The organism is Mycobacterium scrofulaceum (assembly GCF_001667885.1).
In the GTDB taxonomy this organism is placed as follows: Bacteria; Actinomycetota; Actinomycetes; order Mycobacteriales; family Mycobacteriaceae; genus Mycobacterium; species Mycobacterium scrofulaceum_C.
Window position 1 is genome coordinate 60,974 of the sequence record NZ_LZJW01000058.1, and the last position, 24,546, is coordinate 85,519.

Annotated in this window: 23 protein-coding genes and 1 pseudogene; 14 read left to right on the forward strand and 10 right to left on the reverse strand. The window is 68.1% G+C overall.

Going from position 1 to position 24,546, the window contains the following annotated elements; genetic code table 11:
* The first annotated feature begins 10 nt into the window (after positions 1 to 10).
* The gene (locus tag A5681_RS08105) at positions 11 to 721 is read left to right on the forward strand and encodes an ABC transporter permease (protein WP_082968257.1); all 711 of its coding nucleotides are present in this window, start codon (positions 11 to 13) and stop codon (positions 719 to 721) included.
* On the opposite strand, the gene ctaD is transcribed toward A5681_RS08105, so the two are convergent.
* The 5 genes from ctaD to A5681_RS08130 all read right to left on the reverse strand — a co-directional run bounded on the left by ctaD (position 718) and on the right by A5681_RS08130 (position 6,723).
* Positions 718 to 2,454 (reverse strand): cytochrome c oxidase subunit I, encoded by a 1,737-nt coding sequence (gene ctaD, locus A5681_RS08110; protein ID WP_067271850.1) that lies wholly within the window; start codon positions 2,452 to 2,454, stop codon positions 718 to 720. The genes A5681_RS08105 and ctaD overlap by 4 nt on opposite strands.
* 172 nt (positions 2,455 to 2,626) lie before the next feature.
* Complete coding sequence (locus A5681_RS08115; protein ID WP_067271853.1) at positions 2,627 to 3,592, reverse strand: NAD(P)/FAD-dependent oxidoreductase; 966 nt, start codon at positions 3,590 to 3,592, stop codon at positions 2,627 to 2,629.
* Positions 3,593 to 3,613: 21 nt separating this feature from the next.
* The gene (locus A5681_RS08120) at positions 3,614 to 4,831 is read right to left on the reverse strand and encodes a GNAT family N-acetyltransferase (RefSeq protein WP_067271854.1); all 1,218 of its coding nucleotides are present in this window, start codon (positions 4,829 to 4,831) and stop codon (positions 3,614 to 3,616) included.
* 51 nt (positions 4,832 to 4,882) lie between these two features.
* Positions 4,883 to 6,094, reverse strand: coding sequence for an acyl-CoA dehydrogenase family protein (locus tag A5681_RS08125; RefSeq protein WP_067271857.1), 1,212 nt, complete (start codon positions 6,092 to 6,094; stop codon positions 4,883 to 4,885).
* A 26-nt stretch (positions 6,095 to 6,120) separates the two neighbouring features.
* Entirely contained in the window at positions 6,121 to 6,723 is a 603-nt protein-coding gene (locus A5681_RS08130; protein ID WP_156737894.1) for a TetR/AcrR family transcriptional regulator, read from the reverse strand.
* Positions 6,724 to 6,956: 233 nt separating this feature from the next.
* On the opposite strand from A5681_RS08130, the gene A5681_RS08135 reads away from it, so the two are divergent.
* From A5681_RS08135 to eccA, 11 genes are all read left to right on the forward strand, one after another.
* A complete protein-coding gene (locus A5681_RS08135; protein WP_067271946.1) occupies positions 6,957 to 8,285 on the forward strand; it encodes a sensor histidine kinase in 1,329 nt (442 codons plus the stop codon).
* A gap of 308 nt (positions 8,286 to 8,593) precedes the next feature.
* On the forward strand, positions 8,594 to 8,899 hold the full coding sequence (locus A5681_RS08140) for a PE domain-containing protein (RefSeq protein ID WP_067271947.1): 306 nt from the start codon (positions 8,594 to 8,596) through the stop codon (positions 8,897 to 8,899).
* 45 nt (positions 8,900 to 8,944) lie between these two features.
* On the forward strand, positions 8,945 to 10,132 hold the full coding sequence (locus A5681_RS08145) for a PPE family protein (RefSeq protein WP_067271859.1): 1,188 nt from the start codon (positions 8,945 to 8,947) through the stop codon (positions 10,130 to 10,132).
* Positions 10,133 to 10,241: 109 nt separating this feature from the next.
* A complete protein-coding gene (locus A5681_RS08150; protein ID WP_067271862.1) occupies positions 10,242 to 10,565 on the forward strand; it encodes a WXG100 family type VII secretion target in 324 nt (107 codons plus the stop codon).
* Between the two features lie 51 nt (positions 10,566 to 10,616).
* On the forward strand, positions 10,617 to 10,907 hold the full coding sequence (locus A5681_RS08155; protein WP_067271866.1) for a WXG100 family type VII secretion target: 291 nt from the start codon (positions 10,617 to 10,619) through the stop codon (positions 10,905 to 10,907).
* A gap of 141 nt (positions 10,908 to 11,048) precedes the next feature.
* Entirely contained in the window at positions 11,049 to 11,879 is an 831-nt protein-coding gene (locus A5681_RS08160; RefSeq protein WP_067271871.1) for an ESX secretion-associated protein EspG, read from the forward strand.
* A gap of 132 nt (positions 11,880 to 12,011) precedes the next feature.
* Positions 12,012 to 13,037: a MinD/ParA family ATP-binding protein gene (locus tag A5681_RS08165; protein ID WP_156737895.1), complete on the forward strand. Its 1,026-nt coding sequence runs from the start codon at positions 12,012 to 12,014 to the stop codon at positions 13,035 to 13,037.
* Positions 13,034 to 14,563: a type VII secretion integral membrane protein EccD gene (gene eccD, locus A5681_RS08170; protein ID WP_082968252.1), complete on the forward strand. Its 1,530-nt coding sequence runs from the start codon at positions 13,034 to 13,036 to the stop codon at positions 14,561 to 14,563. The genes A5681_RS08165 and eccD overlap by 4 nt, the downstream gene beginning before the upstream one ends.
* Positions 14,548 to 16,209: a type VII secretion-associated serine protease mycosin gene (gene mycP, locus A5681_RS08175; protein ID WP_067271879.1), complete on the forward strand. Its 1,662-nt coding sequence runs from the start codon at positions 14,548 to 14,550 to the stop codon at positions 16,207 to 16,209. Before eccD ends, mycP begins: the two co-directional genes overlap by 16 nt.
* Positions 16,206 to 17,768, forward strand: a complete 1,563-nt coding sequence (gene eccE, locus A5681_RS08180; RefSeq protein WP_067271881.1) for a type VII secretion protein EccE — start codon at positions 16,206 to 16,208, stop codon at positions 17,766 to 17,768. Before mycP ends, eccE begins: the two co-directional genes overlap by 4 nt.
* A gap of 33 nt (positions 17,769 to 17,801) precedes the next feature.
* Positions 17,802 to 19,640, forward strand: coding sequence for a type VII secretion AAA-ATPase EccA (eccA, locus tag A5681_RS08185; protein ID WP_067271883.1), 1,839 nt, complete (start codon positions 17,802 to 17,804; stop codon positions 19,638 to 19,640).
* A 67-nt stretch (positions 19,641 to 19,707) separates the two neighbouring features.
* Here eccA and A5681_RS08190 read toward each other — a convergent pair whose 3' ends face one another.
* Together A5681_RS08190 and A5681_RS28150 are read right to left on the reverse strand one after the other, a co-directional pair.
* Positions 19,708 to 20,421, reverse strand: a complete 714-nt coding sequence (locus A5681_RS08190) for a transcriptional regulator (protein ID WP_231996248.1) — start codon at positions 20,419 to 20,421, stop codon at positions 19,708 to 19,710.
* Between the two features lie 114 nt (positions 20,422 to 20,535).
* Positions 20,536 to 20,874 (reverse strand): annotated as a pseudogene (locus tag A5681_RS28150) (FHA domain-containing protein); the annotation flags it as partial.
* A gap of 404 nt (positions 20,875 to 21,278) precedes the next feature.
* Between A5681_RS28150 and A5681_RS08195 the strand changes: the two are divergent.
* Positions 21,279 to 21,560, forward strand: a complete 282-nt coding sequence (locus A5681_RS08195; RefSeq protein ID WP_067271895.1) for a WhiB family transcriptional regulator — start codon at positions 21,279 to 21,281, stop codon at positions 21,558 to 21,560.
* Positions 21,561 to 21,654: 94 nt separating this feature from the next.
* Here A5681_RS08195 and A5681_RS08200 read toward each other — a convergent pair whose 3' ends face one another.
* Together A5681_RS08200 and A5681_RS08205 are read right to left on the reverse strand one after the other, a co-directional pair.
* Complete coding sequence (locus tag A5681_RS08200) at positions 21,655 to 22,095, reverse strand: nitroreductase family deazaflavin-dependent oxidoreductase (RefSeq protein WP_067271905.1); 441 nt, start codon at positions 22,093 to 22,095, stop codon at positions 21,655 to 21,657.
* Between the two features lie 10 nt (positions 22,096 to 22,105).
* A complete protein-coding gene (locus A5681_RS08205; RefSeq protein ID WP_067271908.1) occupies positions 22,106 to 22,948 on the reverse strand; it encodes an NAD(P)H-binding protein in 843 nt (280 codons plus the stop codon).
* 113 nt (positions 22,949 to 23,061) lie between these two features.
* On the opposite strand from A5681_RS08205, the gene sigI reads away from it, so the two are divergent.
* Positions 23,062 to 23,940 (forward strand): RNA polymerase sigma factor SigI, encoded by an 879-nt coding sequence (gene sigI, locus A5681_RS08210; protein WP_067271916.1) that lies wholly within the window; start codon positions 23,062 to 23,064, stop codon positions 23,938 to 23,940.
* On the opposite strand, the gene A5681_RS08215 is transcribed toward sigI, so the two are convergent.
* Positions 23,937 to 24,546 (reverse strand): MinD/ParA family ATP-binding protein (locus tag A5681_RS08215; RefSeq protein ID WP_197498543.1); only part of this gene is annotated, 610 nt, incomplete at its 5' end. The two genes, sigI and A5681_RS08215, sit on opposite strands and share 4 nt — an antisense overlap.

Genomic DNA, 24,546 nt, shown 5'->3' on the forward strand with positions numbered 1-24,546 from the left:
GGCCGTCCCGCTGCTCCTGCTGGGCGCCTGGCAACTGGTGACCGCCGCGGGATGGTTCTCGGCCAGTCAACTGCCCGCACCCGGCGACGTGGTGGCGGCGCTGGGCGAACTGCTGCGGCGCGGTGAGCTCTGGACCCATGTGCAGGCCAGCCTGGGGCGAGTCTCGCTGGGATACCTGGCCGGCTCGGCGGCGGCGCTGGCGCTGGGATCGGTTGTCGGGCTGTCGGTTACGGCCCGCAGGCTGCTCGCCCCGACGGTGGCGGCCTTCCGCACTGTGCCATCGCTGGCGTGGGTTCCGTTGCTGCTCTTGTGGTTTGGCATCGACGAGACGCCGAAGGTCCTGTTGGTCGCCATCGGTGCGTTCTTCCCCGTGTACACGACGACGGCGTCGGCGCTGTCGCACGTCGACCCGCAACTCTTGGAGGTTGGCCGCGCCTACGGCCGGCACGGTGCCGCACTGTTGGTGACGGTCATGCTGCCCGCGGCGGCGCCCGCACTGCTGAACGGGCTGCGGCTTGGCCTGGCGAATGCGTGGCTGTTCCTGGTGGCCGCCGAGTTGATCGCCTCGTCGAAGGGGCTCGGCTTCCTGTTGATCGACAGCCAGAACACCGGCCGTACCGACGTGATGCTGTTGGCGATCGCGCTGCTCGCCGCGCTGGGCAAGCTCAGCGACGCCGCGCTGGGCGCGTTGGAGAAGCGGATGGCGCGCCGGCGTAACTAGTTGATGGTGACATCACCCGCATCGGCCGGTGCGCTCACGAGTTGGTGGCGGCCGACGTGTGCCTCGGCGCGCATGCGCTCGACCATGTGTGGGTAGTGCAATTCGAAAGCCGGCCGCTCCGAACGGATTCGGGGCAGCTCGGTGAAGTTGTGCCGCGGCGGAGGGCAGCTGGTCGCCCACTCCAGGGAATTGCCGTGGCCCCAGGGGTCGTCCACCAGCACCGGCTCGCCGTAGCGCCAGCTCTTGAACACATTCCACACGAACGGCAGAACCGAGACGGCGAGGATGAAGGCGCCGATAGTGGATACGAGGTTGAGCGTCTCAAACCCGTCGGTGGGCAGGTAGTCGGCGTAGCGGCGCGGCATCCCCGAATTGCCGAGCCAGTGCTGGACCAAGAAGGTGGTGTGGAAGCCGATGAAGGTCAGCCAGAAGTGCAGCTTGCCCAGCCGCTCGTCGAGCAGGCGACCGGTCATCTTCGGGAACCAGAAATAGATGCCCGCGTAGGTGGCGAACACGATCGTGCCGAACAACGTGTAGTGGAAGTGCGCCACCACGAAGTACGTGTCGGTGATGTGAAAGTCGAGCGGGGGGCTGGCGAGCAACACGCCCGTCAACCCCCCGATGAGGAAGGTCAGCAGGAACCCGATGGCGAACAGCATCGGTGATTCGAATGTCAACTGGCCCTTCCACATGGTGCCGATCCAGTTGAAGAATTTGATCCCGGTGGGGACGGCGATCAGGAATGTCATGAACGAAAAGAACGGCAGCAGCACGGCGCCGGTGGCGTACATGTGGTGCGCCCACACCGCCACCGACAGGGCGGCGATCGACAGCGTCGCGTAAACCAGTGTGCTGTAACCGAACAGCGGCTTGCGGGAGAACACCGGGACGATCTCGGAGATGATGCCGAAGAACGGCAGGGCGATCACGTACACCTCGGGATGCCCGAAGAACCAGAACAAGTGCTGAAACAGCATCACCCCGCCGTTGGCCGGATCGTAGATGTGCGCACCGAGGCGACGGTCAGCCTCCAGGCCGAACAACGCCGCGGTCAACAGCGGGAAGACGATCAGGACAAGCACACTGGTGACCAGGATGTTCCAGGTGAAGATCGGCATCCGGAACATCGTCATGCCCGGGGCCCGCAGGCAGACCACGGTGGTGATCATGTTGACCGCGCCCAGAATGGTGCCCAGACCACCGACACCGACGCCCAGGATCCACAGGTCGCCACCCACACCGGGACTGTGCACGGCGTCGGACAGTGGCGTGTAGGCGGTCCACCCGAAATCGGCGGCGCCGCCGGGAACGATGAAGCCGCCCAACGCGATCAGCGCCCCGCAGATGAACAGCCAGAACGACAACGCGTTGAGCCGCGGGAACGCCACGTCGGGGGCACCGATCTGCAGGGGCAGCACTAGGTTGGCGAAGCCGAAAACGATGGGCGTCGCATAGAACAGCAACATCGCCGTGCCGTGCATGGTGAACAGCTGGTTGTACTGTTCGTTGGACAGGAATTGCAGCCCGGGTCGGGCCAGTTCGAGGCGCAGGAGCAGCGCCATCAGACCGCCGATGAAGAAGAAGACGAAACAGGCGACCATGTACATGATGCCGATCATCTTGTGGTCGGTCGTGCTGATGAGTTTGTAGATCAGGTTGCCCTTGGGCCCCGTTCGTGCGGGGAACGGCCGGCGGGCCTGCAGGCCGCTGGCGGGCGGCGCTTCAGCGGTCATGCACTACCTCCACGGGGTCCAGTCACCGGGCCCGGTGATCAAGCCGCCCAAGTATTTCGGGCCGGCGGCCGACCGACCTAGGGCCAAACGTCCCTAATTGCAGGCGATCCCCGAGCAATGCGGGGTAGGAAGGGAAGGCTTCCCAACGCTGACCGGAAACCTCGCCGACCCGCTACTCACCGAGGTGAGTTGAGATCTCGGCCAACTCGCCGGGCGGCTGCTCTTCGAGCGCGGCCCGCGCGAGCAGCTCGCCGAGCAGCGGTCCGAATTTCATCAGGTTGGCGCCGACGAACCCGACGACCCGACCGCGGCGGGCCGCCATCCAGCCGTCGCCGCCGGCGTCGAGCCATGCCGCGCGCATCGTCACGCAATCCACCCGCCCCACCGGCGAGAGCCCCGGGAACAACGCGCGCACGATCGCGGGGTCCGGAACCTCCTGCCCGAACGCCCATCTCCCCGTCGTGCCGAGCGGCAGCCCGTAGCCCTCGGGCGCCGACAGGCACGCCGCGCCGGTCGCGTCGGCGCCCGCGTAGGTGAACCGGGTGTGCGGGGCGAATTCGACACCCATCGGGCCGAATAGCGCCGGCGTCCGCGCGCCGGCGCAGATCAGCACGCGGTCGCCCCGCAGCGCGCCGCCGTCGGCCAGACTCACCTCACCGTCGTCGGAAACCGCCACGACGTCGCCGCGTCGGACGTCGGCGCGCGCCGCCAGCGCGGAGAGTGCGCGGCGGATGCGCAGGCTGCCGCCGAGCGGATCCAGCACACCCGTCTCCCACGGCGGGGCGGCGAATGGGATCCGCACGGCGATCTCCGCCCCGTCCACCCAACGGAACGACGCACCCGCCGCTGTCATGGCCGCCGCGGTCTCCTGGCAGGCGCCGGCGGCGATGAATCCCTCCGCGCCCAGTAGCGGGCCCACGCCGAGCTCGTCCTCCCACCGCTGCCAGCCCGCGCGGGCCCGCAGTGCCAGGCGGCACAACGACGCGCGCCGATGCGCGATACGGAAGATTCGGGCCAACCCGGTCGATTGCTCGCCGAACGGCACCCCGCGCTCCAGCACGATTGCGGGCTCCCCGCGCCGGGCCAGCTCGTGGGCGGCGGCCAGTCCGCATACCCCCGCACCGACGATGACGATCACGCGGTCCGCATACCCGCGCGGCTAGAAGTAGAACCCGGCATGCGGCGTGCGGGGAACCGCGAACAGCCGATCGGCCACGGCGATCGCCGCCGGGTCATCGGCTCGGGCCACCCCCGAGAAGGCGAGGTCACGCCAAGTCGCACCGCCGAGCAGGACGGCGGCCAGCCCCTCGACGTCGACCTCGAGTTGCGCGCGCCTCTCGGTCGGTTCGGCGCCGCCGCCGGTGATCGCGAAGCGACCCGAATTGTCCGGCAGCATCGAGTCTTTGACCGCAACGATGACCTCCTCGTCTGCGCCGTAGTGGCGTGCCGAGAGCGCTCGCGGTACGTCGATGACGCGCAGCCACGTTTCGTCATGCACGGCGGTGACCCGCGCGGCCCGCCGATCTGCCAACAACCAGGGCAGCGGGTCGTCCATCGGCAACATCCAAAACACCACGCGGTCAATCAGATCGAGCTCGAACAGAAACCGCAGCAGGCCGAGATACGCCTCCGCGCTGGGAGCAAAGAAGTCCTCCACCGCGATCGTGCGCTGATCGCTGACGAACCACCTCTCGGTATCGACGGGGCGATAGCGGGCGAAACCGGATTCGGCCCCCGGCGCGCCGTGCACCGCGACATACGACGGCTGCGGGGATGATTCGGAACGCAGCCGCAGGCTCCGCCACCACGCATCCGGCCGGTCGATGGATCCCGGCCGCGACGGCCGATTCTCGGCGTAGATGCGGGGCAACAGCTCCCAGGCCTGTGCCGTGTCGATCAACCGCACCGGCCCGCCGGACCCGATGCCGCGACGCAGCGCCGCCCTCGCGGTGTCCACCTCCACCGTCTGCGACGAACTGGCGACGCCATATCCGTATCGCCCGTAGATCGTCGCCTCCGAGGCCCGCAACGACGCGACCACCTCGCCGCGGGCGGCGATGTCGCCGAACTGATGACGAATCAACTCCGTGGCGATGCCCCGCCGGGTGAACGACGGCAACACCCCGATGTGCGTGACCGCGGCGTGCCCCACCAGTGCCCCGCCGGGGAGCGTCATCCGGCTCGTCACGGCGTCCGCGGTGCCGACGAGTTGTCCACCGACGAACGCACCGACGGTGCGGCCGGGCTCGAGCAGCTCTGCGATCCGGCCGGGTGGGAGTTCCGGCATCGGCGGGAAGCCGATCATGGCGACGCGAAACACGTTGGCCGCGGCCAGCAGTTCATCCTCGTCGTCGAGGACCCGGATCTCGGTGGTCATCCGGCCATCATGTCTCGTGCCCGCGGGCGCGCGGACCGCGGGATGCGGCCGCTAGCGAATCTGCAAGCCGGTCAGCGCCCGCGAGATCACCAGGCGCTGGATCTCGCTGGTCCCCTCGAAGATGGTGAAGATCTTGGCGTCGCGGTGCATCCGCTCCACGGGATAGTCGCGGGTGTAACCGTTGCCGCCCAGGATTTGGATCGCCTCGTCGGTGACGTAGACGGCCGTCTCACTGGCCACCAGTTTGGCCATCGAGCCCTCGGCCGCGTCGAAGGATTGGTTGTTGCGCGCCATCCAGCCGGCCCGCCACACCAGCAGGCGGGCGGCGTCGATGCGGCTCTTCATGTCGGCCAGCTTGAAAGCCACCGCCTGGAATTCACCGATCTTGCGGCCGAATTGCTCACGCTGGCAGGCATAGTCGAGCGCGTACTCGTAGGCGGCCCGGGCCACACCGACGGCCATGGCGCCGACCGTGGGCCGGGTGCGCTCGAAGGTCTTCATCGCCGCCTGGCTGCGCGCGGAGGCACCCGACTTGACCCGGGCGATGCGCGCCTCGAACTTCTCCCGGCCGCCCAGAATGTGGTCCTCGGGCAGGCGAACGTTGTCCAGCACCACCTCGGCGGTGTGGGACGCGCGGATGCCGTGCTTCTTGAACTTCTGGCCTTGCGCCAAACCATTCACGCCCGCCGGGACGACGAACGTGGCCTGCCCGCGGGTGCCCAATTCGGGATACACCGACGCCACCACGATGTGCACGTTGGCGATGCCGCCGTTGGTCGCCCAGGTCTTGGTGCCGTTCAGCACCCACTCGTTGGTGGCCTCGTCGTAGCGCGCCCGGGTCCGGATCGCCCCGACGTCCGACCCCGCGTCGGGCTCGGAGGAGCAGAACGCACCCAGCTTCGGCTCGTCGGCGGTGCCGAACATCTCGGGCAGCCACCGGCCCAGCTGTTCGGGAGTTCCATTGCCCGCCAACGCCGCCGCGGCCAGGCCGGTGCCCATGATCGACAGCGCGATGCCGGCGTCACCCCAGAACATCTCCTCGAACGCGGTGAGCATGCCCAGCCCGGTCGGCTCGGCCGCCTGCTGCGCGAAGAAGTCGGGGGAGTACAGGCCCACCTTGGCGGCCTCCTGGATCACCGGCCACGGGGTTTCCTCGCGTTCGTCCCATTCCGAGGCGGCGGGGCGGATGACGTCGGCGGCGAACTTGTGCACCCAGTCGCGCACCTCGATCACGTCGTCGGTCAGTTGCAGTGAAAAAGTCACGGTCTACTCCTGAAAGGTTGTCGTGCTCAACGGGTTCCGTACTGTGCGAGGACGCTGACGGTCTGGCTGACCCACGCCTCGAAGTACCGCTTTTCATCGATGTTGCCGGGCAGCCGGCCGGTCAGGGCCTGCAGCGTGGCGGCGTAGGACAACGACCCGATGGCGACCGCCGCGGCCGCCTCGGGATCGGGGATGCGGGTGCGGCCGGAACGATTCGACGCGGCCAGTTCGTCGGCGAAGCGCTGGTAGGCGTTGTCGGTGATGACCTGCCACGTCTTCTCGTCGAGGTCGCCGAGCTCCTCGGGTTCCCGCAGCATGACCTTGAGCAGGTCCTCGCTCTCCTTGAGGTTGCTCCAGATCAGCTGCCCGGCGGTGCGCACCGCCTGCTCGACGCTGCCCGGTTGCCCCGCGTCGTACTGCTCGCGCGCCGCCACGATGCTGTCGATCCGGTACGCGACGGCCGCCTCGAGCAGCTCGCGCTTGGAGCCGAAGTGCTTGTACAGCGCTCCCGACCCGGGAGCCAGCCCCGACGCCCGCTGGATGTCGGCCACCGATGTCGCCGCGTAGCCCTTGGCGGCGAAAAGCTTCAGCGCCTCGGCCAGCAGCCGATCACGTCCGGAGGCAAGCATGGTGAGAGAGTACTCACTCACCGCGACGGAGGCAAAACGACCCTGGTCAGCGCCGGGCGGGACACGCGTTGAAAGTTTGGCGCTAGATTCTCTGCGAAACGCCACGACGCCTGAACGCGGCGAATCGCGAAGGGTGTGAGGGTTGTGGTCAGGTGGTCGAGACCGTCGCGGCCGGCGCCGTGAGCGCACAAGAGGAGCGTGACATTCGCGTGTTACCGCACGTACAGCTGCCGATGCGGGTGTTGTCGCTGCGCACCATCGTCGTCGTCGCCGCGCTGTCGGTCATCACCCTCGTCGTGCTGCTGGGTACCTGGGTGTGGGTGGGGGTCACCAACGATCAGTACAGCCAGCTGGACCGCCGGCTTGACTCGGTCAGCAGTTTGGGCGACATCAATTCGCTGCTGAACAACGTCGCGCACGCCAGCCCCGACCAGCCCATGCCGGACGGCAACCTGGTGCGCACCGCCCGCATCGGCGACGTGACGGTCTCGGTGCCCAGCAACATCGTGCTGCCCAAGCTGCCCAATGGATATGCCAACACCACCATCAACGGCGTGCAATACCGCGTCCGCACCTTCTCGGCGGGCCCCGCATCGATCGCGCTGGCCGCGCCGCTGGCCGAAGCGCAACACCGGATCAACGAGCTGCACCTGCGCGTGTTGCTGATCTGTGCCAGCGTCATCGGCGGCACGGTGGTGGTCGGCTGGGTGATCTCGTTGATCATGGTGAACCCCTTCCTGCTGCTGGCCCAGCAGGCCCGCGCGATCAACGCTCAATCGAGCCCCGACGAGGTCCAGGTGCGCGGGGTGCGCGAGGCCGTGGAGATCGCCGAAGCCGTCGAGGGGATGCTCGCGCGCATCGGCAAGGAACAACAGCGCACCAAGGCGGCGCTGGAGTCGGCGCGCGACTTCGCCGCCGTCGCCTCCCACGAGCTGCGCACACCGTTGACGGCGATGCGCACCAACCTGGAAGTCCTCTCGACCCTGGACCTGCCCCGCGAGCAGCGCCAGGAGGTGATCGGGGACGTCATCCGCACCCAGAGTCGCATCGAAGGGACGCTGACGGCGCTGGAACGGCTGGCGCAGGGCGAGCTGACCACCGTCGACGACTTCGTCCCGTTCGATATCACCGAACTGCTGGACCGCGCCGCGCACGACGCGCTGCGGATCTACCCCGATGTCGAGGTGTCGCTGGTGCCCTCGCCCACCGTGCTAATGGTGGGGCTGCCGACCGGCCTGCGGCTGGTGATCGACAACGCCATCGCCAACGCCGTCAAGCACGGCAACGCCGGCAAGATCCAGCTCACCGTGAGCAGCTCCAGCGAGGGCGTGGAGATTGCGATCGACGACGACGGCACCGGCGTCCCGGAGTCCGAGCGCGCCGCGGTCTTCGAGCGCTTCGCCCGCGGCTCCACGGCATCGCGGTCGGGTTCCGGGCTGGGGCTGGCGCTGGTCGCCCAGCAGGCCGAACTGCACGCCGGCACAGCGGCATTGCAGACCAGCCCGCTCGGGGGCACCCGGCTGTTGCTGAACCTGGCCGGCGACGGTCGCGGACCCGCGTAGTTTCGGTCGGCATTTCCGCGACGGGAAATCCTGATCGGCCATTTCTTTGTTCGAGGCCGCACCGAAATATGGACCATTACTGCCGGCCATTCACCGCCGCCCGCGCGGTAACGGCGTGACTTGTGTGCCTGCAGTGGCGTGCGAGGTTGTTTGACGGATGACTGATAACGGGAATACCGCCGGTCAGGGTAATCACGTAATTCCGGCCTGGAGCCCGGGAGGAATGCGAGTGAATACACGAACGGTAGAACCGCACTAGACTAAGGCGCCAAGCCCGTCTTATGACGCTGAGCAATCGGAGGGAAATCATGGTGCTGCAGGTGCAATCGGAGGCTGTGCTGGCATCGGCTGCCGCGGAGTCGGGTATCAGCGCCGAGACACAGGCGGCGGCTTCGGCGGCCGCGCCCGTGCTGCTGGGGGTTTTGCCGATGGGCGCGGACCCCGACTCGGCGATGTTCGCTGCGGCGCTGAACGCGTGCGGCGGAAGCTATCTGGGAGTGGTGGCCGAGCACTCCGCTCAGCGCGGCTTGTTTGCCGGCGCGCAGAGCATCGCCTCGGGGACGTACGTCGTCACCGAACTCATGCGTAGCTTGGCGTTGGCGATAGGCGCCTGACAGCTAGCTACGCCAGAAGAGGGGCAGCAAAGGGGGAAGTGCGGCATGGCGGATCCGGGGTGGGCCGCGCGTACGCCTGAGGACAACGATCTGTTGCTCAAGGCGGGTGCCGGCGTCATCACCCATCTGGCCAACCAGGCCGCCTGGACAGCGCTGGCGGCGACTCATCACGGCTCGAGCATCGCCTCTGAGATCAACACCATTGCGACGTCGGCGAGCTGGACCGGTGTGGGTTCCCTCGCTTCCGCGACGAACGCCACGGCGCTGAACGCGTCGCTGCACGGGCTCGCCGGGTGGGTGGACGTCAAGCCCGCGGTGGTCTCGACCGCGGTGTCGGCGTATCAGATGGCGTACGGCACGATGCGCCCGGCACCCGAATGCATCGCGAACCGCACCGAGTGCGCGACCGACTACGGCATCAACCCAATTGTGCTGGGCGCCTTGACTCCCCGGATCACGTCGCTCGAGCTCGAGTATTTCGGATCGATGTGGCCGAACAACTCGGCCGTCGGGGCAAGCTACGGATCGATCCTGACCGCGCTGAGCGAGAGCCTCGCCATTCCGCCGCCGCTGGCGACCATGGGCGCATCGCCGGCCGCGCCGGCGGAGGCGGCCGCGGCGGTGGGGCAGGCCGCCGCGAACGTCGGAGCCGGTGACGGCATGCGCGCCGCGATGCAAGGCGCCCAGACGGGTACGCAGGGCGCCGGCCAGGCGGCGTCGGGCGGCCAGGACATCATGAGTCAGGCCGGCTCGTTCATGGAACCGGTGCAGTCGATGATGGGCGCGGTCCCCCAGGCGATGCAGGCCCCCATGCAAATGATGCAGGCGCCGATGCAGATGATGTCGCCGCTGCAGTCGATGATGGGCATGTTCGCCAACCCCGGTGCCATGGGTGGGGCGGCGCTGGGAGTTTCGGCGATCTCGGCGACGGAGATGTCGGCCGTCGGCGCATCGGGCGGCGGCGGGGCCGCGTCCATGGGCGGCGCCGGCATGCCCGCGACCACCTTCACTCGCCCCGTCAGCGCGTTCGAGCCGGGCGGCAGTGGCCGGCCGGTGGGGTTGCGCCCAAGCGGGGCCTTGGGCGCCGAGGCCATTCGTCCGCAGACCACGACGGTCGGCGGCGGTGCACCGATGGGCGGCATGCCGGTGGGGCATGGGGCGGGAGGAGAAAGAGGAGCCCGAGACAAAACTGAACAGCCCGCGACGGTGCGGGTTGTCGACACCAGAGTGTGAAGCCGGCCCGGCCAAGGGTGAATCGACAGATAAATACAGCAGCCATACACTTCGCTCCATGCCCCAGGTAATTCCGGGGGAGGGCATCAGTAGTTAGGAGAAACCGCAAGTGGACAGTTCAACAATCCAAGTATCGGCTCAGGTGCTTCGCGATGCTTCCAACCATATCCAGGCGAACATGGAACACGCGATCGCGATCGCCCAGGGCTACATCGCGAATCACGAAAACGTCATGAACCCTTCGACCTGGTCCGGCGAGGCCGTCACCGCGTCCCACGCGACCGCCATCGAAATCCAGAACGACCTGAACAAGGTCCTCAACGGCGGAACCCGCCTGGCCGAGGGTCTCAAGCAGGCGGCGGCCTTGATGGAACACCACGAGGCGGATTCGACGCACGCGTTCAGCGCGCTGTTCGGCGGCCACGGCTCCTAACCCATCCACCATTCGTAATTTCACAACCGGCCTTTTGAAGGGAAATGCACAATGTCCAACCCGATCACCTATAACCCCGGCGCCGTAGCCGATTTCGCGTCCGACATCGGATCGCGTGCCGGCCAGCTGCAGGGAATCTATGACGACACCTCGAACCGCACCAACCAGTTGACAGAATTCTTCGCCGGTCATGGGGCGAAGCAATTCTTCGAGGCGCAAGCGCAAATGCTCTCGGGGCTGCAGGGGCTGATCGACACGGTGAGCCAGCACGGAATGACGACCTCCCACGTGCTGGACAACGCGCTCGCAACCGACCAGAACATCGGCAACTTGTTCGGCTGAACGACCTCCCGGGCTCCGATCAACTGATTGGACGTGGCGGGTGAGTGCGATCGGAGGCGGGGCAGATGCGCTTGAGCGCATGTGCCCCCTTTCGATGTGTAGCCCGCCGGTCGAGGGTGCGCGGCTGGAAAGCGAAATGACATGCTGACGACGACGGTCGATGGCCTGTGGGTGCTGCAGGCCGTTACCGGGGTGGAGCAGACCTGTCCCGAGCTGGGCTTGCGCCCGTTACTGCCGCGGCTCGACACCGCCGAGCGCGCGCTGAGTCATCCGATCGCGGACGAGTTGCGGGCCGCCGGCGCCCTGGACGAGGCGGGCAACGTCGACCCGATGATCCGCGAATGGCTGACCGTGCTGCTGCGGCGGGACCTGGCGCTGATGGTCAATATCGGTGTGCCGGGCCGCGAACCGACACGGGCGTCCATCTGCCGCTTCGCCAGCTGGTGGGTGGTGCTCGAACGCCACGCCGAGCTGGTCCGCCTCTACCCGGCCGGCACCGCCAGTGACGAGGGCGGCGCCAGCGACCTGGTGGTGGGCCAGGTCGAGCGGCTGTGTGGGGTGGCCGAGGTGGCGCCGCTGAAGCCGGTCACCCTCGACACCGAGCAATTGCTGTCATCGGTGCGCGACGCCGCCAGCCTCCGGACGTTTCTGCTCAGCCAGAACCTCGACGTCGACCAACTGCAGATCGTCACCATGGCCGCCGACCCCGCGCGTTCGGCGCACGCGGCCATCGTGGGACTGCAGGCCGGGGTGGGGCCGGACGAGATGGCGCGGATCGCGGTCGGTGATTCGACCGTGTCCATCATCGACACCCCGGCGGGCCGCGTCTGCGTGGAGAACGTCATCTCGGGTCAGCGCCGCTACCAGATCCTTTCGCCCGGCTCTCGCAGCGACATCAGCGGCGCCGTCCAGCGGCTCATCCGCCGCTTGCCCGCCGGCGACGAGTGGTATTCGTATCGGCGGGTGGTCTGACGGGGAAGGCCGACTTCTCAACTGACCCAAGATAAGTCAGTTAACCAATGCCTTGGAATAGCAAGCTGTTACGTGCTTGAAGGGTTTGTTGATCGGTAAACGTGGTATCGCCGAGCGTGTTAGCATCGCGACGTGACGAGCCCTTGGAATGACCCGAATATGTCGGACGAAGGGGCGCTCAGACGGGGGGATCCGTCAGGGGGCCGCAACTTCCCGGATTCGGTATCCGACACCATGCGCATTACCGATCTTGCCGCGCCTCGAAAGATTCCTCCGGGCTCGGGTTGGCGGAAATTCATCTACGTCATCTCTTTTAAAAAAATAAATCCCGGGGAATCGCCCAGCGAGCGGCACTACCGGGACTTGCAGAACCGTATCCGGCGGCACATCCGGAGGCAGTACGTGATCACGGTGGTGTCCGGCAAGGGTGGAGTCGGGGTTTCCACGATGGTCGCCTGCATCGGTGGGGTGTTCCGAGAATGCCGCCCGCAGAACGTGATTGCGATCGACGCCGTCCCGGGTTTCGGCACCCTGGCCGACCGCATCGACGAGTCGCCGCCGGGCGACTACACCGCGATCATCAACGACACCGACGTACAGGGCTACGCCGACATCCGTGAACACTTGGGACAGAACCCGATCGGGCTCGACGTCCTCGCTGGAAACCGCACCTCAGACCAGCCCCGGCCGCTGGTGCCCGCGATGTTCTCCGGGGTTCTGTCGCGGCTGCGCCGGACCCACACCGTGATGATCGTCGACACGTCGCCGGATTTGGAGCACGAGGTGATGAAGCCGGTGCTGGAGAACACCGACACCCTGGTGTTCGTCTCCGGCATCACCGCCGACCGGTCCCGGCCCGTGCTGCGTGCGGTGGACTACCTGCGATCGCAGGGCTACCACGAGTTGGTCTCGCGCAGCACCGTGATCATCAACCACACCGATCAGATCACCGATAAGGATGCGCTGGCTTACCTGACCGAGCGGTTCAGCAAAGTCGGCGCGACCGTCGAGGAGATGCCGTTCGATCCGCACCTGGCCAAAGGCGGCCTCATCGACACGGTTCATGAATTGAAGAAAAAGACCCGGTTGCGTCTTTTTGAAATTACCGCCGGCTTGGCCGACAAATACATTCCGGATGCGGAGCGGACGACGCCGTGACATCAGCGCATAAGGTCGCCTTCCCGGCGCGCTGTGCGGTCAACATTTCCTACGAGAAGCATCTCTGCTCGCAAGTGTTCCCGGCCGGAATTCCGGTGGAGGGATTCTTCGAGGGAATGGTCGAGCTCTTCGACGCCGACTTGAAACGCAAAGGCTTTGAAGGCATTACGTTACCGGCGGGCAGCTACGAGCTGCACAAGATCAACGGTGTCCGCCTCGACATCAACAAGAGCCTCGACGAGTTGGGTGTGCAGGACGGCGACACCCTGGTGCTGGTGCCCCGGGTCGACGGCGAATCCTTCGAACCGCAGTACGAGTCGCTGTCGACCGGTCTGGCGGCCATGGGCAAGTGGCTGGGCCGCGAGGGTGGTGACCGGATGTTCGCCCCGGTGACGCCGTTGACGGCCGCGCACACCGCCGTCGCGATCATCGCGATGGCGGCCGCGGTGGTGGTGGCGCTGACGCTGCGGGCGCGGACCTTCACCGACAGCCCCATCCCGGCCGCGGTGGCCGGCGCCGTCGGTGTCTTGCTGGTGATCGCGACGACCGTCGTCTGGTGGGGCTGGCGCGAGCGGCGCGACCTGTTCAGCGGGTTCGGGTGGCTGGCCGTGGTGTTGCTGGCCGTCGCGGGCGCCTGCGCGCCGCCGGGCAAGCTGGGTGCGGCGCACGGGCTGATCGGACTCGTGATCGTGATCCTGGGTGCCATCGCCATCGGCGTGACGACGCGGAAGCGGTGGCAGACCGCGGTGGTCACCGCGGTGGTGACGGTCTGCGGGATCGTGGCCGCGGTCGCCGCGGTCCGGATGTTCCGGCCGGCCTCGGCGCAGGTGTTGGCCATCTGCGTGCTGATCGGGTTGCTGATCCTGGTCAGGATGGCCCCGATGATCGCGTTGTGGGTGGCTCGGGTGCGGCCGCCGCACTTCGGATCGATCACCGGCCGCGACCTGTTCGCCCGGCGCGAGGGCATGCCCGTCGACACGGTCTCGCCGGTCAGCGAGGACGAATCCGAGGACGAGGACAACGAATTGACCGACATCACCGCGCGCGGCGCGGCCATCGCCGCCTCCGCGCGGCTGGTCAACGCGGTGCAGGTCGGTGTCTGCGTCGGGGTGTCGATCGTTCTGCCCGTCGCCGTGTGGGGGGTGCTGACACCGGGGCGCCCGTGGGCGTGGTTGGCGCTGGTGGTCGCCGGACTGGTGGTGGGCATCTTCATCACCCAGGGCAGGGGGTTCGCCGCCAAGTACCAGGCCGTCGCACTGGCCTGCGGGGCCGCCGCCGCCGTGTGTGCCGGCGTGGTCAAATATGCCCTCGCCGAGCCGAAAGACGTTGTCAGCGGGCTGCTTTGGCCGGCCGTGGCGGTGGCGGCTTTCGCCGCGTGCGGCCTGGCCGCAGCGCTGTTGGTGCCGACGGTGCGGTTCAGGCCTTTGATCCGGTTGACCGTGGAATGGGTGGAAGTGTTCGCGTTCATCGTCTTGTTGCCGGCGGCGGCGGCCCTGGGAGGGCTGTTTACGTGGATTCGCCACTAAAGCGGGCGGCGGCGGTGACCGCCGCCCTCACCCTGGTCGCGCTGTCCGCGAATGTTCCTGCCGCACAAGCCATCACGCCCCCGCAGGTCGATCCGGGCATGGTGCCGCCCGACGGGCCGCCCCGAAGCGACCAGCCGATGCGGCGCGCCAACAGCTGCTCGACGCCGATCACCGTGCGCAACCCCGACGTGGCGCAGCTGGCGCCGGGCTTCAACCTGCTCAACATCAGCAAGGCCTGGCAATACAGCACCGGCAACGGCGTGCCGGTGGCCGTCATCGACACCGGCATCTCACCGAACCCGCGGCTACCGGCCGTCCCCGGCGGCGACTACATCATGGGCGAGGACGGCCTCTCGGACTGCGACGCGCACGGCACGATCGTCGGCTCGATCATCGCCGCCGCCCCGCTTGGGATTCTGCCCATGCCGAGACCGATGCCGTCGACGCCGGCGTTTCCTCCCCCGGCCGGGCCTCCTCCGGCCACCGGCGCGCCGCCGCCACCGGTCGAGGTCCCGCCGCCGGTGGCTCCGCCGCCACCGCCGCCGCCGGTGACGATCACCATGGTGCCGCCGCCCCCGCCGCCACCGCCGCCGCCACCACCCGAGGGAGGGGGCGCCACCGCGGCGTCCAACGGGCCGGCGGATCCGCAGACCGAGGACGAACCCGCGGTGCCGCCGCTTCCGCCCGGAGCGCCCGACGGGGTGGTGGGCGTCGCCCCGCACGCGACGATCATCTCAATCCGCCAGTCGTCCAGGGCATTCGAGCCGGTCAACCCGGGACCGGGTGATCCCAACTCCGACGAGAAGGTCAAGGCCGGCACGCTCAACACGGTGGCGCGCGCGGTGGTGCACGCGGCCAACATGGGTGCGAAGGTGATCAACATCTCGGTCACCGCATGCCTGCCCGCCGCGGCCCCCGCCGACCAGCGGGCCTTGGGCGCCGCGTTGTGGTACGCCGCCACCGTCAAGGACGCCGTGGTGGTGGCCGCGGCCGGGAACGACGGGGAAGCCGGTTGCAACAACAACCCGATGTATGACCCGCTGGAACCGTCGGATCCCCGCGACTGGCATCAGGTCAAGGTTGTCTCGTCGCCATCGTGGTTCTCCGACTACGTCCTGTCGGTCGGCGCGGTCGATGCCACCGGCGCCGCGCTCGACAAGAGCATGTCGGGACCCTGGGTCGGGGTCGCCGGGCCCGGCACCCACATCATGGGTCTGTCGCCGCAGGGCGGCGGGCCGGTCAACGCCTACCCCCCGTCGAGGCCGGGCGAAAAGAACATGCCGTTCTGGGGCACCAGCTTTTCCGCCGCCTATGTCAGCGGCGTCGCGGCCCTGGTCCGCGCGAAATTTCCCGACCTGAGCGCGCATCAGGTGATCAACAGGATCGTGCAATCGGCGCACAATCCGCCCGCGGGCGTGGACAACAAAGTGGGGTACGGACTGGTCGATCCCGTTGCGGCGCTGACGTTCAACATACCGCCGGGTGACCGGATGCCCCCGGGTGCTGAGACCAGGGTGATCAGGCCCGCCCCGCCCCCGCCGCCCGCGGATCACCGGGCGCGCAACATCGCCATCGGGTTCGTCGGCGCGGTGGCCGCCGGTGTGCTCGTGGCCGCGATCGCGGCCCGATTGAGGCGGGCGCGGTGAGGTCCAAGCTGACCGGCTTCAGCCCGGGCAGCAATCGGCGGGTGCTCGGAGTGATTGTGGTTTTCCTGCTCGCCGTGACCAGTTGGGCCGTGGGCGGATACATCGGTGCGGCTGTCGCCGTGGTGGTCGGCGTCGCCGCGGTGTTCGTCCGCTGGTGGGGCCAGCCGGCGTGGTCATGGGTGGTGTTGTGGCGGCGTGGACGGCGCCCGATTCGCTGGGATGCGCCAATCACCGTGGCCAACAACCGCTCCGGCGGCGGCGTGCGGGTGCAGGACGGTGTCGCGGTGGTGGCCGTGCAACTGCTGGGCAGGGCCCACCAGGCCACCATGGTGACCGGTTCGGTGACGGTCGAGACCGACAACGTCATCGACGTCGTCGAACTGGTGCCGATGCTGCGGCAGCCGCTGGGCCTGCAGCTCGATTCGATCAGCGTCGTCTCGCTGGGCTCCCGGCACGGCAACATCGGGGACTACCCCCGCGTGTACGACTCGGAGATCGGCACCCCGCCGTATGCGGGCCGGCGCGAAACCTGGCTGATCATGCGGTTGTCGATCATCGACAACACGCAAGCGCTGCGTTGGCGCACAACCGTTGGCGCAGCGGCCATTTCGGTGGCGCAGCGCATCGCCGGGCTGCTGCGCTGCCAGGGACTGCGGGCAAAGGTGGCCACGGCCACCGACCTGGCCGAGCTCGACCGCCGGCTGGGGTGCGACGCCATCGAGGGGAACACGCAGCGGTGGAAGGCCATCCGCGGCGAGGCCGGCTGGATGACCACGTACGCCTATCCCGCCGAGGCGATCACGTCGCGCGTGCTGTCGCAGGCGTGGACGCTGCGCGCCGATGAGGTCATCCAGAACGTGACCGTGTATCCGGACGCGACCTGCACCGCGACCATCACCGTGCGGACACCGACGCCGGCGCCGACCCCGCCCAGCGTGATCCTGCGCCGGCTGAACGGCGAACAGGCTGCCGCCGCGGCGGCCAACATGTGCGGCCCCCGGCCCTACCTGCGGGCACTGCGGCCCAGTCCGCTGCCCGCGCAGCTGCTCACCGAGATCGGCCCCTCCGGCGTGCTGATCGGCAAGCTGAGCAACGGCGACCGGCTACTGATCCCGGTCACCGACGCCGGTGAGCTGTCACGGATTTTCGTGGCCGCCGACGACCCGGTCGCCAAGCGGATCGTGATTCGCACGGCCGGCGCGGGGGAGCGGGTCTGCGTGCACACCCGCGACATGACGCGCTGGGCCAGCGTGCGGATGCCGGAGATCAGCGTCGTCAGCACGTCACGGCCCGCGCCGCGCACCACCGTCAGCGTCGTGGAACACGTCGCTCCCATCTCGCCCACCCCGCGGCCGGTCACCGTGATCACGATTGCCCCCTCGGGCACCAGGCTGCCCGAGGCACACCGGCACAACTTCGAGGTGATCATCGAACAGGTTGGCGCCGCGACGGTGCGGGTCAGCGCTGCGGGCAAGGACTGGCTCGCGGAAATGGACATGTTCCGCGCCGAGAACCGCTACGTCAGCCTCGAGCCGGTCACCATGTCCGCCGGCATCTGAAACGAGTCAAAGGCATCCGGATGAGCGCACACGATGGGTGATTTGCAAACCGCCCGTAGGCATTTCGACCGTGCCATGGCGGTCAAGAGCAGGCAGGGGCGCGCCGCGGCGTTGCCCGACTTCGTCGCCGCCACCGACGCCGACCCGTCGATGGCGGACGCGTGGCTGGGCCGCATCGCCTGCGGCGACAACGACCTGGCCTCGCTGAAGAGGCTCTACGCCACCAGCGAATGGTTGCACCGGGAGACCACCCGCATCGGGCAGACACTCGCCGCGGAGATCCAGCTGGGCCCCTACATCGGCATCACGGTGACCGACGCGTCCCAGGTGGGCCTGGCGTTGTCGTCGGCGCTGACGATCGCCGGCGAGTACGCGGAGGCCGACAGGCTGCTGGCCAACCGGGACCTGCTGGATTCATGGGCCAACTATCAGTGGCACCAATTGGCCCGCGCCTTCCTGATGTACACCACGCAGCGCTGGCCGGACGTGTTGCTGGCCGCCGCCGAGGAGCTGCCGCCGCAGGCAATCGTCATGTCCGCGGTGACGGCGTCGATATGCGCGCTGGCGGCCCACGCGGCCGCGCATCTCGGGCAGGGCCGGGTCGCGCTGGACTGGCTCGACCGCGTCGACGTGATCGGACAGACCAACGCGTCGGGCCGGTTCGACGCGGACGTGCTGACCGCTTCGATCGGACCGGCCGACATCCCGCTGCTGGTCGCGGACTTGGCCTATGTGCGCGGGATGGTGCACCGGCAGCTGCGGGAGGAGGACAAGGCGCAGGTCTGGCTGTCGAAGGCCACCATCAACGGCGTCCTCACCGACGCCGCCAAGGAGGCATTGGCCGACCCCAACCTGCACCTGGTCGTCACCGACGAGGAAACCATCGCCAGCCGCACCGATCGGTGGGACGCGTCGACGGCCAAGAGCCGTGACGAACTGCACGACGACGCGACCGCCGAGCGGCGCGCCGAGCTGCTCGCCGAGGGCCGCGCGCTGCTGGCCAAGCAGGTCGGACTGGCGGCGGTCAAGCAGGCCGTGTCGGCGCTCGAAGACCAGCTGGAAGTGCGCATGATGCGCCTCGAGCATGGGCTGCCGGTGGAGGGGCAGACCAACCACATGCTGCTCGTCGGGCCGCCCGGCACCGGTAAGACGACCACCGCCGAGGCGCTGGGCAAGATCTACGCCGGCATGGGGATCGTGCGCCATCCCGAGATCCGGGAGGTGCGTCGCTCCGACTTCTGCGGCCACTTCATCGGCGAGTCGGGACCCAAGACCAACGAGCTGATCGAAAAGTCGCTTGGCCGAATCATTTTCATGGACGAGTTCTATTCGCTGATCGAACGCCACCAGGACGGCACGCCCGACATGATCGGCATGGAGGCCGTCAACCAGCTCCTGGTCGCGCTGGAGGCGCACCGCTTCGACTTCTGTTTCATCGGCGCGGGTTACGAGGATCAGGTGGACGAGTTCCTCACCGTGAACCCGGGTTTGGCCGGCCGGTTCAACCGCAAGCTGCGGTTCGAGTCCTATTCACCGGCCGAGATCGTCGAGATCGGGCAGCGCTATGCCGCACCCCGCGCCAGCAAGCTCGACGACGAGGCGCGCGCGACGTTTCTGGACGCGGCCACCACCATCCGCAACTACACGACACCCGGCGGGCGGCACGGCATCGACGCCATGCAGAACGGCCGGTTCGCCCGCAATGTGATTGAACGGGCGGAGGGTTTCCGGGACACCCGCGTGGTCGCCCAGAAGCGCGCGGGTCAGCCGGTGACGGTCGAGGATTTGCAGATCATCACCGCCCCCGACATCGAGGCCGCGGTGCGCAGCGTGTGTTCGGACAACCGTGACATGGCGGCCATCGTCTGGTAATCGGCGCCGCCGGAAAAGCACCCGGGCGTCGGCACTTCAGTTGCGTCGCCGACGACCGCAGCCTCCCTCAGCTGATGTGACCGATCAGCGTCTCGATCGCATCGGCGACGCCGGCGGGCACCGCCTCGTCGGCCTCCGCCCGCACGATCATTTCTTCGGCCACCCCGGCCGCCTCGGCGGTCTCCGCGGGGGAAAGGTTCGCCCGCCGCCGGGCCGCATAGAGGCGCTGCGCCAGCGGGGCGTCCGGGGCGGTCGCACCGCGCGTCATCAACTCGTCATAGTGGCGTCGAACCGTGCTCAGGGCTTTGATCAGTTCGGGCGTGATCCGGCTGATGCGGGTGGCCCGCACCGCGATCGCTTCGAGCTGCCGGAGGTCGGCAAGGATCGGGGTCGCGCGCCCGGTGAATTCCGGGTCGTCTGCCGACGGCAATGCCGCGATGGCCAGGCCGCAACCGTCCACGGCGGCGACGATCGCCTGCGCGATCAGCGAGGTGGGGGCGTCAGAGTGCGGGGCTTCCGTGGATGTCGATGTATTGGCGGCGGCGGGCGCGACGGCCGTTGGGACCTCGTCGCCCTGTCCGCGGCGGATCCGCGCGATGGTCCCGGCGGGCCACTGCAAGACCTGCTCGAGCTTGGCCTGGGTGCGCTCGCGTGGCCAACTGCGACCCTTCTCGAACGCGATCAGAGCGCCGGCGTTGATGATCCCGTCGGCCGCCAGGCTGCGCTGGCTGATGCCCAGTTCCCGACGCCGCGCGGCGGCGGCCGCTCCCGCGCGCGCCATGCCGGGATCCGGGTCACCCCCATCGGATTTCTGTTCGGCCCGGCCACTGGTACTTGGGGCCTTGAGGATCTCGAACGTGAGGACTTCACCCGAACTGGGATCGCCGAGCCGGACCGTCGTTTTGTCCGTCACCGTCACCGAGCTCGTACGTTGGCCGTCGACGAACATGCCGTTCGGGCCCTTGTCGACGATTCGCCACGAACCATCCAGGGGTTCGGCGTGCAGCCGCTCCCCAGAGATCTGGTCGATCCGCACGTCGTCCTGTGGGTCTCGACCGATGGTAACCACCCCGCGACCGGGCTCTATCGTGTGCGAGGTCGCACCGTGGACGACGAGCAGGGCGAGATCGGAACTCGACTCGGTGCGTGGCATCTGCGGTGGTTCCTCGATCGAGGCAGCTGGGCGGGCCTTCCGCCGGTGTAACTGTAACCGTAGCACCCGCCAAATTTCCATTGCATGTCGCTACGTTTTCACCTCTAATTGCGGAACGGCGGCGTCGGAACGCCACATGACGACGCCTTCACCGCGCGGGTTCTCGTCTAACCGGACGTCGCCGGCACCAAGAGCGCCACGTTTGGAGTGTCGGGAAGCCGCCTGCCACTATGGCGCCGGGGAGCTATGCGGTGCAGCGCTACGGTTACGTACCGTCAGTCATGACCCGCGCCAACAGGGATATACGGCGAAAAGTCAGATCAAAGCGGTGATGGGCGCGCCGCTCAAGCGAATCGCCGCCTAGGTCATTGCGCGACCGGGACTCTAACCGATGCGGGTAACAGAACGAACCGTTGCAACGCAGCGGTTTGTGCTATACCGTTGCGAAGCATCCGCGCAGAACGCAATGCTTAAGGAACCCGGCCATGACCGCAACACCCTTGTTCAACATCCCGCTCGGTGTCTGTACGCAGGATCCCGACCGTTGGACCACCGCCCCGGACGCCGAGGCCATCGCCGCATGCCGCGCGTGCCCCCGCCGCTGGATGTGCGCTCGGGACGCCGTCCAGTCGGCCGGCGCGGAAGGCTTGTGGGCCGGCGTGGTGATCCCCGAGGGAGGCCGCCCGCGCGCATTCGCGCTGCGCCAACTGCGATCCCTGGCCGAGCGCAACGGATACCCCGTGCGCGAGACCGCTAAGTCGGCCTAGTCTTTCCATGGCCGCCCACTTCGGGTCAGCGCCTGGTCCCAACGGGAACCGTTGCACCGCATTCCTATGGGGGCTTCACCACAGATGCCGGCCGTTATGTCGGCTCGAACCGGAATACGGCGAGCCGCCCCGCCAGTGCTTCGAATTCGTCAGCCGTTCCATCACGCACCATCCCGGACCTTTTCGCGAATGCCACCCCGACGGGGACCTTGGCGGGGAATTCCCGCAGCACCGGCCGCGCCTGGGCGGCGGAGAGTTCGACGATCCGGACTTGCTGTGACCGTCGGCCCCGGCTGAGCCTGCCGGTGCCCGCCGCCCGGGCATTCGCCGCCCAGTCGGCACCCGGATAGCCGGCCACCACGTACAGGGCACCTTGGAATTCGAACGGCGTCATCGGCGTGCTGCGCGGCCGACCCGACTTGCGGCCGGGCACCGTCAGCACCATGGCGGGACCGGTGGGGATGCCGAGCCGTTGGGCCGCCATCATCACCTTGTTCATGGGCTTGAGGTAGCGCGGTGGGCGCGGTTGTGACATGTCGGGTTCCTCAACCTCTGGCGGAGAAAACGTCGCGATGCTCGGCGACCCACTGGGTGAACGGGGTCGCCGGGCGCCCGAGAATCTTCTCGACGTCGTGCGTGACGAGCGCGGGCGCGTCGAGCGTCGAGGCGAGCATGGCGATATAGGCATCGCCGAAGCCCGCCGGAAAGCCCAACCCGATAAATCGTTGGCGCACGGCGTCATTCGGTATCTCGCGATAGTGCAACTGTCGACCCAAGACGGCGCCGATGGCCTCGACCAGTTCCGAATTGGTGAAGGCCTGCGGACCGGTCAGCGGGATCCGCTGTCCCACCAGCTCATCGGTGAGCAGCGCCCGCGCCGCAACCTCCGCGATGTCGGTCTCGACGATGGGTGCCACCGAAGCCGAGGCGTACGGACCGTAGACCACGTCGCCGGCGCGGAGCTGCGCGGACCACATGCCGGCGAAGTTGGTCGCGAAAACGCTGGGCCGCAGGCTCACCCAGTTGATGCCGGAGTCAACGGCGAGCTGCTCCACCTCTTTATTGCGGTCGCCGCGGAAGCGGGACGGTTGCCGGGCGAAGTCGTCATCGGCGTTGATGGCCGAAAGCGCGACCAGCTTGGTGACTCCGGCGCGCACGCATCGCGCCACCACCGTCGCCAGCTCGGCGCCCAGCGCGCGGGAGTTCAGGAACACCGCCGACGCGCCGGGCAACGCGTCGGCCGCCGAGGCCACGAGTTCGACGCCGGCGGGAAGCGCGGCGCTGTCCGGCGCGCGGGTGACCGCCCGGACCGACGCTCCGGCGGCAACGAGCGCGGTGACAAGGGGACGCCCGACGTTTCCGGTCGCGCCGGTTATCACGATGGTCATGGGATGGTTCCTCTCCGGTGATTTTTTTGCGGTGCTCCAAGGACGGGCTGAGAGGTGGGAAAGTTACAAAGGAGAATCCGTAACTTTTCCGCCCAGCAGATCGTCGAAGAGGCATGAACCAGTCGCAATCAGCGAGCGACCAGGTCGCCGACGCCTGGCGTCGTCACCGCCCCTACCTGGTCAACCTCGCCTACCAGATGCTCGGCGACATCGGTGATGCGGAAGATGTTGCGCAGGAAGCGTTTCTGCGGCTGTCGCGGGCCGAGGTCGGTGAGATCGAGGACGTCCGGGGCTGGCTGACGGTGGTGGCCAGCCGACTTTGCCTCGACCAGGTGCGCTCGGCCCGCGCCCGCTACGAACGGCTAGGTGACGTCGCAGAGCGGCCGGCACCGCACCGCTCCGATCCGGCCGACCGGGTCACGCTCGACGACGAAATCCGCGCCGCGTTGCTCGAGGTGTTACGCAGGCTCAGTCCGGGGGAGCGGGTGGCCTTCGTCTTGCACGACGTGTTCGGCGTCCCGTTCGACTCGATCTCCGAGACGGTGGGCCGCCCGGTCGGTACGTGCCGGCAGCTGGCGCGGCGCGCGCGGGCGAAATTCGTTGCGGCTCAACCCACAACGAACGTGGTGGCCTCGACCGAGCATCAGCTCGTCACCGAAAGATTCATCACCGCGTGCGCCAACGGTGACCTTGCCGGGTTGGCAGCGGTGCTGGATCCGACGGTGTGGGGCGTCGGCACGATCCTCGCCGACCCGGCGCCGCCCCCGCAGATCAACCACGGGCCGGATGCGGTGGCGACCAACCTGCTGCGGTACCTGTGGCCGGACGTGACGCTGGTCAGCGGCCCCGTCGGGCAACCCGTGCTGCTGGCCTTCAGCCAGCGCCGGCTGTTTGCCGTCATCGTGCTGACGATCCGCGGGTCAAGGGTGGCCAAGCTCGAGGCGATCGCCGACCCGTCCGCGCGGACGGGCAATGCCGCCGAGAGGGCCTAGCCCGGCCGCTGGTTATCCGAGCGGGCCGCGAAGTAGCCGGCGATGGTCGCGGTGACTTCGAGGAACTTTCGCCGCGTGGCGGCCGACATCTCGTGGCTCACATCGATGACGCCGCCGGGCCGAAGGTGCGGGTCGAAGGGCACCTCGATCACCGGCCGGCCGTGGTCGGTGAATTCCCGGGCCAACTGCGCGCGCGTGCGCTTGTCGGCGTGGCCGTCGGAATCGTTGAGCACCACGACGCTGCTCTGCAGCAGACTTTCGAAGCCCTGGTCCGCCAGCCACTCCATGGTCCTGGCGGCCGCGGATGCGCCGTCGGCCCACGGCGACGAGACCACGATCAACGCGTCCAAATCCCGCAGCACCTCCTGGGTGACCGGCGCGTCCATCGTCGAACCGCAGTCGATGACCGAGATCGCGAAGTGGCGGTCCAAGCGCAGCGCCGCCTCCCGGTAAATGGCGGCGTCGAGCACCCGGCGGGGACCCGACGCCGGCTCGCCGCCGAGGACATACAGGCCGGCGGAGTTACGTCCCACGCGGGCAACCACATCGCCGAAGGACTGCAAATTCTTGTCGGCGGTCAGCTCCCAGAACGAGCCGGTGGTCGCC

Coding starts and splice junctions, on each gene's coding strand:
- A5681_RS08200 (WP_067271905.1), bottom strand. CDS start 22,095: ATGTCACAACCGCGCCCACCGCGCTACCTCAAGCCCATGAACAAGGTG.
- A5681_RS08135 (WP_067271946.1), top strand. CDS start 6,957: ATGCGGGTGTTGTCGCTGCGCACCATCGTCGTCGTCGCCGCGCTGTCG.
- eccA (WP_067271883.1), top strand. CDS start 17,802: ATGGGTGATTTGCAAACCGCCCGTAGGCATTTCGACCGTGCCATGGCG.
- A5681_RS08155 (WP_067271866.1), top strand. CDS start 10,617: ATGTCCAACCCGATCACCTATAACCCCGGCGCCGTAGCCGATTTCGCG.
- A5681_RS08120 (WP_067271854.1), bottom strand. CDS start 4,831: ATGACCACCGAGATCCGGGTCCTCGACGACGAGGATGAACTGCTGGCC.
- A5681_RS08130 (WP_156737894.1), bottom strand. CDS start 6,723: ATGCTTGCCTCCGGACGTGATCGGCTGCTGGCCGAGGCGCTGAAGCTT.
- A5681_RS08195 (WP_067271895.1), top strand. CDS start 21,279: ATGACCGCAACACCCTTGTTCAACATCCCGCTCGGTGTCTGTACGCAG.
- sigI (WP_067271916.1), top strand. CDS start 23,062: ATGAACCAGTCGCAATCAGCGAGCGACCAGGTCGCCGACGCCTGGCGT.
- A5681_RS08160 (WP_067271871.1), top strand. CDS start 11,049: ATGCTGACGACGACGGTCGATGGCCTGTGGGTGCTGCAGGCCGTTACC.
- ctaD (WP_067271850.1), bottom strand. CDS start 2,454: ATGACCGCTGAAGCGCCGCCCGCCAGCGGCCTGCAGGCCCGCCGGCCG.
- A5681_RS08205 (WP_067271908.1), bottom strand. CDS start 22,948: ATGACCATCGTGATAACCGGCGCGACCGGAAACGTCGGGCGTCCCCTT.
- A5681_RS08140 (WP_067271947.1), top strand. CDS start 8,594: ATGGTGCTGCAGGTGCAATCGGAGGCTGTGCTGGCATCGGCTGCCGCG.
- A5681_RS08145 (WP_067271859.1), top strand. CDS start 8,945: ATGGCGGATCCGGGGTGGGCCGCGCGTACGCCTGAGGACAACGATCTG.
- A5681_RS08190 (WP_231996248.1), bottom strand. CDS start 20,421: ATGGCGCGCGCGGGAGCGGCCGCCGCCGCGCGGCGTCGGGAACTGGGC.